Genomic DNA, 15,842 nt, shown 5'->3' with positions numbered 1-15,842 from the left:
GTTCGCGAACCCCGCAACCCCGCCGGATCAACCCCTGCCCGCTCCACCACCTCCCACGACGCCTCCAACAACAACCGCTGCTGCGGATCCATCGCCAACGCCTCACGAGGCGAGATCCCGAAGAAGCCCGCATCGAAGTCCGCCACCTCGTACAGGAAGGCGCCGCTGCGGACGTAGGAGGTGCCGGTGGAATAGGGGTCGGGGTCGTACAGGCGCTCGACGTCCCAGCCCCGGTCGCCGGGCAGGTCGGACACGGCGTCCCGGCCGGCGTGCAGCATCTGCCAGAACCGCTCCGGGTCGGTGGCGCCGCCGGGGAACCGGCAGGACATGGCGACGATCGCCACCGGCTCGTCGTCGCTGAGCGTCACGGGGGCGGTCTCCGCCGGAGCCTCGGCCTCGCCGCCCAGTTCCTCGTGCAGGTGCCGGGCGAGCGCGGTGGCGGTGGGGTAGTCGAAGACCAGGGTCACCGGCAGGCGCAGCCCGGTGGCGGTGGCGAGCCGGTTACGCAGCTCCACGGCGGTCACCGAGTCGAAGCCGAGGTCCCGGAACGCGTGGTGCGGGTCGACGGCCTGGCCACCGTCGTACTTGAGGACGGTGGCGGCCTGGTCGCGGACCAGGTCGAGCAGCGCCTGCTGGCGCTCGGCGGCACTCATCCGGGTGAACGACCCGGCCGGGCCGGTCTCCTCCGCCTCCTTCGCCTCGACGAGGCCCTTGGTGGCCTGGAGCTGCTGCGCCTCGGGGATCTCGGCGATCAGCGGCCCGGGCCGGGTGGCGGTGAACGCGACGTAGAACCGGTCCCAGGCGATGTTGGAGATGGTCAGGAAGGTCTCGTCGTGCTCGACGGCCTGGTGCAGCGCGGCGACGGCGAGCCGGGGGTGCATCTCGGGCGCGCCGTGGCGGTGCAGCATCCGGCCGAAGTCGCCCTCGGCCATGCCGCCGCCGCCCCACGCCCCCCAGCCGATGGAGGTGGCGGGCAGGCCGAGGCCGCGCCGGTGCTCGGCGAGGGCGTTGAGGAACGCGTTGCCGGGGGCGTAGTTTCCGACGCCGGAGCTGCCGACGGTCCCGGCCATCGAGGAGAACAGGATGAACGCGTCGAGGTCGAGGTCGCGGGTCAGCTCGTGCAGGTTCAGCGCGGCGTTGACCTTGGCGCTCAGCGCGTAGTCGACCTGTTCCAGAGTGAGCGAGTTGATCACGGAGTCGTCGAGGACGGCGGCGGTGTGCACGACGGTGGTCAGCGGGTGCTCGGCGGGCACGTCGGCGATGACGGCGGCGAGCGCGGCGCGGTCGGCGGCGTCGCAGGCGGCCACGGTGACCCGGGCACCCAGGCCGACCAGCTCGGCCTCCAGCTCGGCGATCCCCTCGGCCTGCCGGCCGCGCCGGCTGAGCAGCACCAGGTGGGACGCGCCGTTGGCGGCGAGCCAACGGGCCATGTGCCCGCCCAGGGCGCCGGTGCCGCCGGTGACCAGGGCGGTGCCGGAGGGCCGCCAGGTCCGGGTGGCGGGGGCGTCGCCGAGCGGGGCGCGCAGCAGCCGTCGGCCGAACGCGCCGGCCCGACGCAGGGCCACCTGGTCCTCGCCGTCGGCACCGGTGAGGACGCGGACCAGCCGCCGGCCGGCGGCGTCGTCCAGCTCGGCGGGGAGGTCGACGAGGCCGCCCCAGCGGTCGGGGTGTTCCAGGGCGGCGACCCGGCCGAAGCCCCAGGCGAGCTGCTGCACGGGGTGCGGCAGCGGGTCGGCGGAATCGGTGGAGACGGCCCCGGAGGTCACCGTCCACAGTGGGGCGCGGACGCCGGCGTCACCGAGGGCCTGGGTCAGGGTGACCGTGCCGGCGAAGCCGACCGGCGCGGACGGGTGCGCCGGGGCGGGCGTCTCGTCGAGCGCGAGCAGCGACACGATCCCGGCGACCGGTCCCGCCGCGGCGAGGTCGCGCAGCCGGTCGGCGAGGGCGGCGCGGTCCGTCCGCTCGGCGTCCAGGGTCAGGGGTACGACGGTCCCGCCGCGCCGGTCGAGGGCCTCCCGGCAGAACGCGGCCTGCGCCGCGTCGGCGTCGTCGGGCCCGGTGACCAGCCACCAGGTGCCGGTGGCGGTGGGCTCGTCGGGCCCGTCGGCGGCGACGGGCAGCCAGGCGTCGCGGTACCGCCAGGAGTCCACCATGGCCTGGTCGCGGTGCCGGCGACGCCAGGCGGCGAGGGCGGGCAGCACGTCGGCGACGGCCGATTCGGGCACGGCGTCGGTCGCGTCGGCGGCGAGTTCGGCGGTGAGGGCGCTCAGGTCCTCGGCCTCGACGGCGGCCCAGAACCGGGCGTCGACCTCGTCGACCTCGGCCGGGCCGGCGGCCGGGGCGGACGCCGGGGCCGGCTGCGGCCAGTAGAGCTGCCGCTGGAAGGGGTACGTGGGCAGGTCGCGCCGGTGCGCGGCGAGCCCGGCGAACGCGGGCCGCCAGTCGACGGTCGTACCCCCGACGTAGACCTCGGCCGCGGCGCGGAGGAACCGGCCGAGCCCGCCCTCGTTGCGGCGCAGCGTGCCGGTGACGGTGACCGCGCCCGGGTCGGCGGCGGCCAGCTCGACGCTCTCCTGCACGGCCATGGTGAGCACCGGGTGGGCGCTGACCTCGACGAAGGTCTGGTAGCCGGCGGCGACGAGGCTGCGCACGGCGTCGTCGAAGCGGACGGTCTGCCGCAGGTTGCGGTACCAGTAGTCGGCGTCGAGGCCGGCGGTGTCGAGCCAGTCGCCGGTGACGGTGGAACGGAACCGGATCTCGCTGGTGCGCGGGGTCAGCCCGGCGAGCAGTTCCAGGAGCTGGTCGCGCAGCGGCTCGACGTGGGCGGAGTGCGAGGCGTAGTCGACGGGGATCCGGCGGACCCGCACCTCGCGGGCCTCGTAGTGGGCGACCAACTCGTCGAGGGCGGCGCTGTCGCCGGAGACGACGACGGAGGTGGGCCCGTTGACGGCGGCGAGGGCGACCCGGCCGTCCCAGCGGGTGATGGTGCCGGTGGCCTCGTCGGCGGTGGTGGCGACGGAGACCATCCCGCCGTCCCCGGCGATGCCGGCGATGATCCGGCTGCGCAGGGCGACCACGGCCGCCGCGTCGTCGAGGGTGAGGGCGCCGGCGACGTGCGCGGCGGCGATCTCGCCCTGCGAGTGCCCGACCACGGCGGTCGGGCGGACCCCGTACGACTCCCAGAGCGCGGCGAGGGAGACGCCGACCGCGAACAGGGTGGGCTGGACGACGTCGACCCGGTCCAGGGAGGGCGCGCCGGGCGCGCCGCGCACCACGTCGACCGGCGACCAGTCGACGTACGGGCGCAGCGCCTCGGCGCAGGCAGCGAACTTCTCGGCGAAGACTCCGGCGGTGTCGAGCAGTTCGGCGGCCATGCCGACCCACTGGGAGCCCTGGCCGGGGAAGACGAAGGCGACCTCGCCCGGCGTACCGGCTCCCCGGGTGACGGTGTCCGAGGTGGGCCGGCCGTCGGCGAGCGCGCCCAGCGCGGTGGTCAGGGCGTCCCGGTCGGCGGCGAGGACGACGGCCCGGTGGTCCTGGGCCGCCCGGGTGGTCGCCAGCGACCAGCCGACGTCGACGAGCGCGGCGTCGTCGACAGTGTCGAGGTGGGCGGTCAGGTCGCGGGCGCGGGCGGTGAGGGCGGCGGCGGTGCGCCCGGACAGCACCCAGGGCAGCTCCCCGGTCGGCCCGCCGGCGGTCGGGGCGGGCTCGTCGGCGGGGGCCTGTTCGAGGATGGTGTGCACGTTGGTGCCGCTGATGCCGAACGAGGAGATCCCGGCGCGGCGGACGCCGTCGGCCGGCTCCCAGGGACGGGCGGCGGTGAGCAGCTCGACGCTGCCGGCGGACCAGTCGACGTGCGGGGTGGGCTCGTCGACGTGCAGGGTGGGGGGCAGCACCCCGTGCCGCATGGCGAGGACCATCTTGATCACCCCGGCGACGCCGGCGGCTGCCTGGGTGTGGCCGATGTTCGACTTGATCGAGCCGAGCCACAGCGGGCGGTCGGCGGGGCGGTCGTGGCCGTACGTGGCGATGAGCGCCTGCGCCTCGATCGGGTCGCCGAGGGTGGTGCCGGTGCCGTGCGCCTCGACGGCGTCGACCTGGTCGGCGGTGAGCCGGGCGTTGGCCAGGGCCTGCCGGATGACCCGCTGCTGGGCTGGGCCGTTGGGGGCGGTGAGCCCGTTGGACGCGCCGTCCTGGTTGACGGCGCTGCCCCGCACGACGGCGAGGACCGGGTTGCCGTCGCGGCGGGCGTCGGAGAGCCGCTGCAGGACCAGCAGGCCGACGCCCTCGCCCCAGCCGGTGCCGTCGGCGGCTCCGGCGAACGGCTTGCACCGGCCGTCGGCGGCCAGCCCGCGCTGCCGGGAGAAGCCGACGAAGATGCCGGGGGTGGCCATCACGGTGGCGCCGCCGGCCAGGGCCAGGTCGCACTCCCCCGCCTGAAGGGCCTGCGCGGCGAGGTGCATGGCGACCAGCGACGACGAGCAGGCGGTGTCGACGGTGACGGCGGGGCCGTGCAGCCCGAAGGAGTACGCCAGCCGGCCGGAGATGACGCTGGCGGAGGTGCCGGTGGCGAGGTAGTTCTCGTCGACGCCCCCGGCGGCCATCAGCAGCGAGCCGTAGTCCTGGCCGTTGGTGCCGACGTACACGCCGGTGCGGCTGCCGCGCAGCGCGGTCGGGTCGATCCGGGCCCGCTCGAACGCCTCCCAGGTGGTCTCCAGCAGCAGCCGCTGCTGCGGGTCCATGGCCAGGGCCTCGCGGGGGCTGATGCCGAAGAAGGCGGGGTCGAACTCGCCGGCCCCGGCGACGAAGCCGCCCTCGCGGACGTAGCTGGTGCCGAGGTGTTCGGGGTCGGGGTGGTACAGCTCGGCGACGTTCCAGCCGCGTTCGCCGGGCATCAGGGTCATCGCGTCGGTGCCGCCGGAGACCAGGTCCCACAGCTGCTCGGGCGAGGACACCCCGCCGGGGAAGCGGCAGCTCATCGCGACGATGGCGATCGGCTCGCGGTGCAGGTCGGTGCCGTCGGCGACCACCTCGCCGGGCGCGTGGCCGGCGGTGCGGTCGTGCAGGTGGGCGGCCAGCTCGGCGACGGTGGGGTGGTCGAAGACGAGGGTGGCGGGCAGGGCCGTGCCCGTCTCGGCGGTGAGCCGGTTGCGCAGCTCGACGGCGGTGAGCGAGTCGAAGCCGAGGTCGCGGAAGGTGCGGTCGGGCAGGGGCTGGCCGGCCGGGTAGCCGAGCACCACGGCGGCCTGGGTGCGGACCAGCTCGGTGAGCTGCGGCAGGGACCGGCCGACGACCACGGCGCGGACGGGGCCGGCGGGTGCGGCGGGCACCCCGGGCAGGGCGGCGATCAGCGGGGTGGGTCGGCCCCAGGCGGCGGCGAGGCGTCCCCAGTCGACGTCGGCGACGGTGAGGGCCGGCTCGGCGGCGTTGACGAGGCGGCCGAGTGCGGTGACCGCCTCGGCGGCGGGCAGCGGGTTGACGCCGCCCCGGGTGAGCCGGGCGGTCAGCGCGGCGGTGGCCGCGGCCATCCCGTCGGAGGCCCAGGCGCCCCAGGCGAGCGCGGTGGCGGGCAGCCCCTGGCCGCGCCGCCAGGCCGCGAACGCGTCGAGGTACGCGTTGGCCGCCGCGTAGTTGCCCTGGCCGGCGCTGCCGACGACCCCGGCGAGGGAGGAGAAGAGCACGAACGCGTCGAGGTCCCGGCCGGCGGTGGCCTCGTGCAGCACCCGGGCGGCGCGGACCTTGCCGTCGAGGACGGTCTGCATCCGGGCCGGGTCGAGGCCGTCGAGGACGCCGTCGTCGACGACCCCGGCGGTGTGCACGACGGCGGTCAGGTCCGGCAGACCGGCGACCAGCGCGGCGACGGCGTCGGCGTCGGTGACGTCGCAGGCCACGATCCGGGCGGCGCCCAGCTCGGCCAGCTCCCCGGTCAGCTCGGCGGCGCCGGGGGCGTCGGGGCCCCGCCGGGAGGCGAGCACCACCTCGGCGGCCCCGTTGGCCAACAGCCACCGGGCGGTGTGCCGGCCCAGCGCACCGGTGCCGCCGGTGACCAGCACCGTGCCCGACGGCTGCCAGCCCGCCCCGACGGGCGGGGCGGCCGGGACGAGCCGGCGGCCGAAGGTGCCCTGCGGTCGGATCGCCACCTGGTCGTGGCCGGCGTCGGCGAGGACGGCGAGCAGCGCGTCCCCGGTGGCCCGGTCGAGGCGATCGGCGGCCCCACCCGTCGGGTCGGCCCCGCCGGGCCGGGTGTCGTCGGCGGGCCGGGTGCCGTCGCCGGGCCGGGTGTCGTCGGCGGGCCGGGCGGGGCGGGCGGGCAGGTCGATCAGGCCGCCCCAGCGGTCGGGCTGTTCCAGGGCGACGACCCGGCCGAGTCCCCAGGCCGCCGCCGACGCCGGGTCGGCGACGGTCTCGCCGCCGCCGACGGACACCGCGCCCCGGGTGACGCACCAGAGCCGGCCGGGCAGGCCGGTGTCGGCGAGGGCCTGGACGAGGGCGAGCAGCAGCGCGGTGCCGGCCGGCACGGCGGGAACGTCCGGCAGGCCCGGGTCCCCCTCGGGCAGCACGCACACCACCCCGGCCCACCCCGACCCGCCGAACTCCCGCAGCGCCTCGCCCAACTCCCCACGGCCCACCCCAACGGGCACAACGAGCCGATCAATGCGCGCCCCCGCACCCCCCAGCACGCCCGCGATCCCCGCCCGCTCCACGCGATCTTGCACTTCGGGCCCCGACGAAGGCCGCGTAACGCCCGTGTCGGGGGCCGCAACTGCAAGATCGGCGGGGGTGGGGGTGACGACCAGCCAGCGGGTTGTCAGGGCCGGGGTGGGGGCGGGGCGGACGGGTTCCCAGTCGACGCGGTACGACCAGGCGTTCAGGGTGGCGTCGCGGAGGCGGGCCCTGCGCCAGGACGACAGGACCGGCACGGCCGGGGCGAGGGCCTCGACGGCGGACGGGTCGTCCTGCACGGCGAGGTGGGACGCCACGGCGGGCAGGTCGCCGCGTTCCACGGCCGCCCAGAAGTCGCCCTCCGCGCCGTCGGCGGGCCCGGACTGGTCGGCGGCGGGGGCGAACTCGGGCCAGTAGCGCTGGTGCTGGAACGCGTACGTGGGCAGGTCGACCCGGATCGCGCCGGTGTCGGCGAACCACGGCTGCCAGGTGACGGGCACACCGTGGACGTGCAGCTCGCCGAGGGCGGCGAGCAGGGCGGCGGGCTCGGGCCGGTCGGCGCGCTGGGCGGCGACGGCGAGGACGCCGGTGTCGCCGGACAGCGCGTCGGCGGTCATCGCGGTGAGCACGCTGCGCGGCCCGACCTCCAGGAACGTGTCGACCCCGGCGGCGCGCAGCGCGGTCACCCCGTCGGCGTACCGGACGGCCTCCCGGACGTGCCGCACCCAGTGCTCGGCCGTGCGGATCTCGTCGGGGTCGGCGAGCGCTCCGGTCAGGTTCGACACCACCGGCAGCAGCGGGGCGGCGAACGTCAGCTTGTCGAGCACCGCCCGGAACCGGGCCAGCATCGGCTCCATGAGCGGGCTATGGAAGGCGTGGCTGACGGCGAGCCGGCGGGTGCGGGCACCCCGGTCCCGCCAGGTCCGCTCGACCCTGTCGAGGGCGTCGACGTCGCCGGACACCACGACCGAGTCCGGCCCGTTGACGGCGGCGATCCCGACCCGGTCGGTCAGCCCGTCCAGCGTCGCCACGACGTCGGCCTCCGGCGCGGCCACGGCGAGCATCCCGCCGCCGGCCGGCAGGGCCTGCATCAGCCGGCCCCGGGCGGCGACCAGCGCGCAGGCGTGTTCGAGGGAGAGCACCCCGGCCACGTGGGCGGCCGTGACCTCGCCGATCGAGTGGCCGCCCACGAGGTCCGGCGCGATCCCGAACGACTCCACGAGCCGGAACAGGGCAACCTCGACGGCGAACAGGCCGGCCTGGGTGAACACGGTCTGGTCCAGCAGGCCCGCCTCGGCGGTGCCGTCGGCGGCGAACAGCACCTCCCGCAGGGGGCGCGGCAGGGCCCGGTCCAGGTGCCCGCACGCCTCGTCGAGGGCGGCGGCGAAGACGGGGAAGGTCTCGTACAGCTCCCGGCCCATGCCGGCGCGCTGCGCGCCCTGGCCGGAGAAGAGGACCGCGAGCTGACCGCGGGTCGAGCCCGTACCGGTGAGCACGGCGCCGGCCGGCGAGCCGGCGGCGAGGGCCCGCAGCCCGGCGAGCAGGTCGTCCCGGCCGGTGGCGGCGACGACGGCGCGGGTGTCCAGGGGCGACCGGGAGACGACCGACGAGTGGGCGACGTCGAGGGGACGCAGGTCGGCGTCGGCGTCCAGCCACGCCGCCCAGCGGCCGGCCTGGGCCGCGAGCGCGGCCTCCGACCGGGCCGACAGCAGCACCGGTACGACCGGACGGCCGGCCGTCGGGGCCGGGGAGTCCTCGCCCGGCTCGGTAGCGGGGGCCTGCTCGACGATGGTGTGCGCGTTGGTGCCGGACACCCCGAACGACGACACGGCAGCCCGACGGGGCCGGTCCACGGCCGGCCACGGGGTCGCCTCGGTGGCGAGACTGACGGCCCCGGCGGTCCAGTCGATGTGCGGGGACGGCTGGTCGACGTGCAGGGTGGGCGGGACGATCCCGTGCCGGATGGCCAGCACCATCTTGATCAGCCCGGCGACGCCGGCGGCGGCCTGGGTGTGGCCGATGTTCGACTTGACCGAGCCGAGCAGCAGCGGCGCGGCGTCGCCCCGGTCCTGCCCGTACGTGGCCAGCAGCGCCTGCGCCTCGATCGGGTCGCCGAGCCGGGTGCCGGTGCCGTGCGCCTCGACCACGTCGACCTGCTCTCCGGTGAGCCGGGCGTTGGCCAGGGCCTGCCGGATGACCCGCACCTGGGAGGGGCCGTGCGGGGCGCTCAGGCCGTTGGACGCGCCGTCCTGGTTGACGGCGCTGCCCCGGACCACGGCGAGGACCGGGTACCCGTGGCGCTGGGCGTCGGAGAGGCGGGCGAGCAGCAGCATGCCGATGCCCTCGGACCAGGAGGTGCCGTCCGCGCCGTCGGCGAACGCCTTGCACCGGCCGTCGGCGGCGAGGCCGCGCTGCCGGGAGAAGCCGACGAAGACCGCCGGGGTGGGCATGACCGTCACGCCGCCGGCCAGCGCCAGCTCGCAGTCGCCGTTGCGCAGTGCCTGCGCGGCGAGGTGCACGGCGACCAGCGACGACGAGCAGGCGGTGTCGACGGTGACCGCCGGCCCTTCGAGGCCGAGGGTGTACGCGACCCGGCCGGAGATGACACTGGTGGCGTTGCCGGTGAGCAGGTGCCCCTCGCCGTTCTCGGCCTGGGCCTGGGCCATCATCCCGTCGTAGCCGTGCGACGCGGCCCCGACGAACACGCCGGTTCGGCTGCCCCGCACCGCCGGCAGCGGCAGCCCGGCCCGCTCGAACGCCTCCCAGGACGTCTCCAGCAGCAGCCGCTGCTGCGGGTCCATGGCGACGGCCTCGCGGGGCGAGATGCCGAACACGTCGGCGTCGAAGTCGGCGGCGTCGTAGACGAAGCCGCCCTCGGACACGTAGCTGGTGCCCGGGTTGTCGGGGTCGGGGTGGAACAGCCGGTCGAGGTCCCAGCCCCGGTCGGCGGGGAACGGGCCGATGCCGTCCCCGCCGTCGCGGACGAGGTCCCAGAGCTGCTCCGGCGAGGAGACGCCGCCCGGGTAGCGGCAGCTCATCGCCACGATGGCGATGGGCTCCTGCGCCCGGTCCTCCAGCTCGCGCAGCCGCCGCCGGGTGCGCCGCAGCTCCGAGGTCGTACGCTTCAGGTACTCGACGTACTTCTCGTCCTCGTTGCTCACCGTGGACCCACCTCACTCGGCATGCCGTGGTCGTTGCGGCTGGTCACGACGTCTCCAGCTCGCGGTCGATCAGGTCGAAGATGTTCTCGGCGGTGGCCGACTCCAGGTCGTCGTCGCCGTCCGCCTCCGACTGCCGCTCGGCCAGCCGGTCCAGCAGACCGTGCAGCCGGTCGGTGATCCGGCGGAACTCGTCGTCGGTCGGGTCGAGGCCGGCGAGCGCCGCCTCGAGGCGGTCGAGCTCCCGCCCGGCCGCCGCCGAGGTGTCCGCCGCTCCGGCCGGGGCGAACTGCCCGGCGAGGTGCGCGGCGAGCGCCGCCGGCGTCGGGTTGTCGAAGACCAGCGTCGCGGGCAGCCGCAGCCCGGTGGCCGCCCCGAGCCGGTTGCGCAGCTCGACCGCGGTGAGCGAGTCGAAGCCGAGTTCCCGGAACGCGCGGGTCGGTTCGATGCCGGCCGGGTCCCCGTGGCCGAGGACGACGGCCACGTGCGACAGCACCAGGTCGCGCAGGGCGCGTACCCGCTTGTCGTCGGAGAGGCCGGCCAGGGTAGCAGCGAACGCCTGCCCGTCGGCGGCCTCACCGGCGGCGGCCCGGCGGCCGGCGGTTCGGACCAGGCCGGCCAGCAGCGGGTGGACGGGCGCGCCCGGCGCCGCCAACCCGGTGCTGATCTTCGCCGGCATGAGGACGGGGCGTTCGGACCGCCAGCCGGCGTCGAACAGGGCGAGGGCCTCGTCGTTGGACAGGGCGGCCATGCCGCCCCGGTCGAGCCGGCGGATGTCGGTGGCGTCGAGGTGCCCGGTCATGCCGCTGGCCTGCGCCCACCGGCCCCAGGCCAGGGCGACGGCCGGCAGGCCGAGGGCCCGACGGTGCTCGGCGAGGGCGTCGAGGAACGCGTTGCCGGCGGCGTAGTTGCCCTGCCCCGGGCCGCCGAACACGCCTGCGGCGGCGGAGAACAGCACGAACGCGGTCAGCTCGTGGCCGAGGGTGGCCCGGTGCAGGTTCCAGGCGGCGTCGACCTTGGGCCGCAGCACCGCGTCGAGCCGGTCGGGGGTGAGCGAGGAGACGGTGGCATCGTCGAGGACCCCGGCGGCGTGCACGACGGCCCGCAGCGGCTGCCGGGCGTCCACCATGGACAGCACGTCGGCGACGGCGTCCGGGTCGGCCAGGTCGGCGGCGACGATCGACACGTCCGCGCCGAGCGCCTTGAGGTCGGCCAGCAGCTCGTCGGCGCCCTCGGCGTCGGGGCCGCGCCGGCTGACCAGGAGGAGCTGCCGGGCATCGTGCGCGGTGACCAGGTGCCGGCAGAGCAGCGCGCCGAGGGTGCCGGTGGCGCCGGAGACCAGGACGGTGCCGTCGAGCCGGGGCGGCTGCGGGATGCTCAGGGCGAGCTTGCCGACCTGCCGGGCCTGGCTCAGGAAGCGGAACGCCTCCGGGGCCCGCCGCACGTCCCAGGTGCGCCGGGGCAGCGGGCGCAGCGCGCCGGTGGCGAAGAGAGCCATCAGCTCGCCGAATATCCGGCCGATGGCGTCCGGCCCGGCCTCGATGAGGTCGAACACCTGGTAGTCGACGCCGGGGTGGGCCTCAGCGACCCGCTGCGGGTCCCGCTTGTCGGTCTTGCCCATCTCGACGAACCGGCCGCCGGGGGCGAGCAGCCGCAGGGACGCGTCGACGAACTCGCCGCTGAGCGCGTTGAGCACCACGTCGACGCCCCGCCCGCCGGTGCGGTCGCGGAACTCCTCGGCGAAGTCGAGGGTGCGGGAGGAGGCGAGGTGCGCGTCGTCGAGGCCGGTGGCGCGCAGCGCCGGCCACTTGCCGGGGCTGGCCGTGCCGTAGACCTCCGCGCCGAGGTGGCGGGCGATCTGCACGGCGGCCATCCCGACGCCGCCGGCCGCGGCGTGCACCAGCACGGACTCCCCCGCCGCCAGCCGGGCCAGCTCGGCCAGGCCGTACCAGGCGGTCAGGAACACCACCGGCACGGCGGCGGCCTCGGCGTACGACCAGTCGTCGGGGATGCGGGTGAGCAGGCGGCGGTCGGTGGCCGCGACGGAGGAGAACGACCCGGAGAAGATGCCCATCACCCGGTCGCCCGGGGCGAGGTCGGTGACCCCCGGCCCGACGTCGAGCACCACGCCGGCCCCCTCGTTGCCCAGCACCTCCTGGTCGGGCACCATGCCCAGCGCCAGCACCACGTCGCGGAAGTTCAGGCCGGAGGCACGCATCGCGACGAGGACGTGGCCGGCCGGCAGGTCACCCTGCGCCGGGGCGGGCAGCAGGGCCAGGTTCTCCAGCGTCCCCTTCTCGGTGACGTCGAGCCGCCACGGCGTGCCGTCGGCCGGCAGCGGCAGCGCCCCGGCGTCGCGGGCCCGGGCCAGCCGGGGCGTCAGCGGCGCGCCGTCGCGGACCGCGAGCTGCGGCGCGCCGGAGGCGACGGCCGCCGGGACGGCCGCGAGGGAGGCGGCGGCGCCGTCGGTGTCGAGCAGCGTGAACCGGCCCGGGTGCTCGGACTGGGCCGACCGGACCAGCCCCCACACGGCGGCGCCGGCCAGGTCGCGGGGGGCCTCGCCGGGGGCCGCGCCGACCGCGCCGGCGGTGTGCAGGACCAGCCGGGACTGCTCCAGCCGGGGCTCGCCGAGCCACGCCTGCACCAGCGCGAGGGCGTCCCGGGCGGCGTCGTGCGCGGCCTCGGCCGCCCGCGCCGGGTCCGAGCCGGCCCTCAGGCCGACCACCACCTCGGGTACGTCCCCGGAGCGCTCGATTGCGGCGACCAGCGCCGCCAGGTCGGGGTGGCCGTCGACGGGGTGCCCGGCGGCGGCCAGCGCGTCGCCGAGGCCGGGGGTGTCGTCGCCGAGCAGCGCCCAGCGGGTCGTCCCCGCCGCCGCGTCGCCCGCCGGCAGCGGCGTCCAGTCCAGGTGGAACAGGGCGCTGCGGCGCAGCGCGGCTGCCTCGTCGGCGCGGCCGGCGGCGACCGGGCGGAAGGTCAGCGACTCGACGGTGGCGACCGGCTGGCCGGCGGTGTCGGCGAGGGTCACCGCGACGGTGTCCGGGCCCAGCGACCGCATCCGCACCCGCAGCCGGGTCGCGCCGTGGGCGTGCAGGCCGACCGCCCGGAAGGCGAACGGCATCCAGCCGGTGCCGGGAGCGGCGTCCTCGCCCAGCAGGTCGGTGAGCCCGCTGGCCTGGAGAGCCGCGTCGAACAGGGCCGGGTGCAGCCCGAACCGGGACGCCTCGGCGGCGGCCGAGTCGGGCAGCGCCACCTCGGCGTAGACCTCGTCGGCGCCGCGCCACACCCGGCGCAGGCCCCGGAAGGCGGGGCCGTAACCGAGACCTCCCTCGGCCATCCGTGCGTACCAGGCGTCGAGGTCGGCGTCGACCTCGACCGCGTCGGCCGGAGGCCACTGCCCCGCGACGACCACCGGGGCGGGAAGCTGCGGGAGCAGCAGGCCCTCGGCGTGCCGGGTCCACTCGCCGGAGCCGTCGTCCTCGGGCCGGGAGTGCACGGTGACGACCCGCTCGCCGGCGTCGCTCGGCGCGCCGACGCGCACCTGCACCTGAACGGCGCCGCCCGGTGGGAGGACGAGGGGGCTGATCAGCGTCAGGTCGCCCACGTGCCCGGCGTCGACCTCGTCGCCGGCCCGGACCACCATGTCGACGACGCCGGTGCCGGGGACGATCACCGCCCCGCCGACGGCATGGTCGGCCAGCCACGGGTGGGTACGCACCGACAGTCGTCCGGTGAGCACCACCGTCTGGTCCTCGGCGACGGGGATCGCCGCGCTGAGCAGCGGGTGGCCGGCGTCCTGGAGGCCGGCGGAGCCGACGTCCCGAACCCGGTGGGCGGGCGGGTCCAGCCAGTACCGGGCCCGGTCGAAGGCGTACGTGGGCAGCTCGACGGTCGCCGTGGCGGCCAGGACCTTCGTGAGGTCGACGGGCAGGCCGATGGCGTGCGCGGTGGCCAGGTTCGTCAACAGCCGGGTCGGGTCGTCGTCACCCCGACGCAGGCTGCCCAGGGTGTGCCCGGTGGTTCCGGCGTCGTCCAGGATCGCCGTCACCGGCATCGTCAACACCGGATGCGGGCTGATCTCCACGAACGTGCTGTGGCCGGCCGCGATCGCCACCCGGACGGCGGCGTCGAACTGCACCGTCCGGCGCAGGTTGTCGTACCAGTACTGCGCGCCCATGGAGGTCGGGTCCACCCAGTCCCCGGTCAACGTCGACACCAACCGCACATCGCCGGCCTGCGGGGCCACGCCGGCCAGGTCCGCCCGCAACTGCTCCGCGACGTCCTGCACCGACGCCGAGTGCGACGCGTAGTCCACCGGAATCAACCGGGCCCGGATCCCCTCGGCCTGGCACGCCTCCACGAGGTCCGCCACCGGCTGCGGCGGACCCGACACGACCACCGTGCCCGGACCGTTCACCGCCGCCACCCCCACACCCGGGAATCCCGGCAGCCGCTCGGCGACCGCCTGCGCGGACAGGTCCACCGACGCCATCGCCCCCGTGCCCCGCAACACCGCCAGGGCACGCGAACGCAAAGCAACCGTCCTCGCCGCGTCGTCCAGCGACAGGATCCCCGCCACACACGCGGCACCGATCTCACCCTGCGAGTGACCGATCACCGCCTGCGGGGAGACGCCCGCGTGCCGCCACACCGCCGCCAACGCGATGCCGACGGCCCACAGCACCGGCTGCACCACCTCGACCCGCTCCAACCACGACTCGTCCTCACCGGTGAGCACCGCGACGAGATCCACGTCCAGGAACGGAGCCAGGGCACGCTGACACTCCGCCAACCGCGCGTCGAACACCGGCGTCCGACCGACCAGACCGGCCGCCATCCGCGCCGACTGCGCACCCTGACCCGGGAACACGAACACCGGACCCGCGCCGTGCGACGCGGCCACACCCGTCACCACGCCGGCGGCAGGCAGGCCGCCCGCGAGCGCTTCCAGGCCCGCCAGCAGCTCCTCGACGCTCGACCCGACGACCGAGGACCGCCGGTCGAACGTGGACCGGGTCGTGGCGAGGGACCACGCCACGGCATCGGCGTCGAGGGCACCGCGTCCCTGAAGGTGGGCGGCGAGGCGGGCGGCCTGACCGGCGAGGGCGGCCCCGGACCGGGCCGACACCGGCCACACCGTCACGTCCGCGCCGACCAGGCCCGGGGCCACGGCGACGACGTCCGGGTCGGCGGGCTCGTCGGCCTGCTCGATGATGATGTGCGCGTTGGTGCCGGACATGCCGAACGACGACACCGCCGCCCGCCGCGCCCGGCCCGTCTCCGGCCACGGCGTTGCCTCGGTGACGAGGGCGACCGCCCCGGCCGTCCAGTCGATGTGCGACGACGGCGCGTCGACGTGCAGCGTCGCGGGTACGGTCCCGTGGCGCATCGCCTGCACCATCTTGATGATTCCGGCGACGCCGGCGGCTGCCTGGGTGTGGCCGATGTTCGACTTGATGGACCCGAGCAGCAGCGGCGCGGCGTCGCCCCGGTCCTGGCCGTAGGTGGCCAGCAGCGCCTGCGCCTCGATCGGGTCGCCCAGCGTCGTGCCCGTGCCGTGCGCCTCCACCACGTCCACGTCCACCGTCGACAGCCCCGCCGACGCGAGGGCCTGCCGGACCACCCGCTGCTGCGAGGGACCGTTCGGCGCGGTGAGGCCGTTGGACGCGCCGTCGGAGTTGACCGCGCTGCCGCGCACGATCGCCAGCACGTGATGCCCGTTGCGGCGGGCATCGGACAGCCGCTCGACCAGCAGCACGCCGACGCCCTCGCCCCAGCCGGTGCCGTCGGCCGCCTCCGCGAACGGCTTGCAGCGGCCGTCGGCGGCGAGGGCCCGCTGGCGGGAGAACTCGGCGAACGTGCCGGGGGTGGTCATCACGGTGACGCCGCCGGCCAGGGCGAGGTCGCACTCGCCGCGCCGCAGGGCCTGCACCGCCAGGTGCAACGCCACGAGGGACGACGAACACGCCGTGTCAACCGACACCGCCGGCCCCTCCAACCCCAACGCGTACGCCACCCGAC

2 protein-coding genes are annotated in these 15,842 nt (G+C 76.5%); both read right to left on the bottom strand.

The genetic code is table 11. The features are described from left to right. The coding region (locus ABT023_RS27825; RefSeq protein ID WP_350889523.1) for a type I polyketide synthase at window positions 1–9,824 on the bottom strand (9,824 nt) is incomplete at its 3' end. Between the two features lie 43 nt (window positions 9,825–9,867). Further along, the coding region (locus tag ABT023_RS27820; RefSeq protein ID WP_350889522.1) for a type I polyketide synthase at window positions 9,868–15,842 on the bottom strand (5,975 nt) is incomplete at its 5' end.

This window comes from Micromonospora sp. NPDC002296 (assembly GCF_040296145.1).
Taxonomy (GTDB): domain Bacteria; phylum Actinomycetota; class Actinomycetes; order Mycobacteriales; family Micromonosporaceae; genus Micromonospora.
The sequence above is the reverse complement of the archived record's forward strand: the minus strand, read 5'-3'. Positions and strand labels throughout refer to the sequence as shown.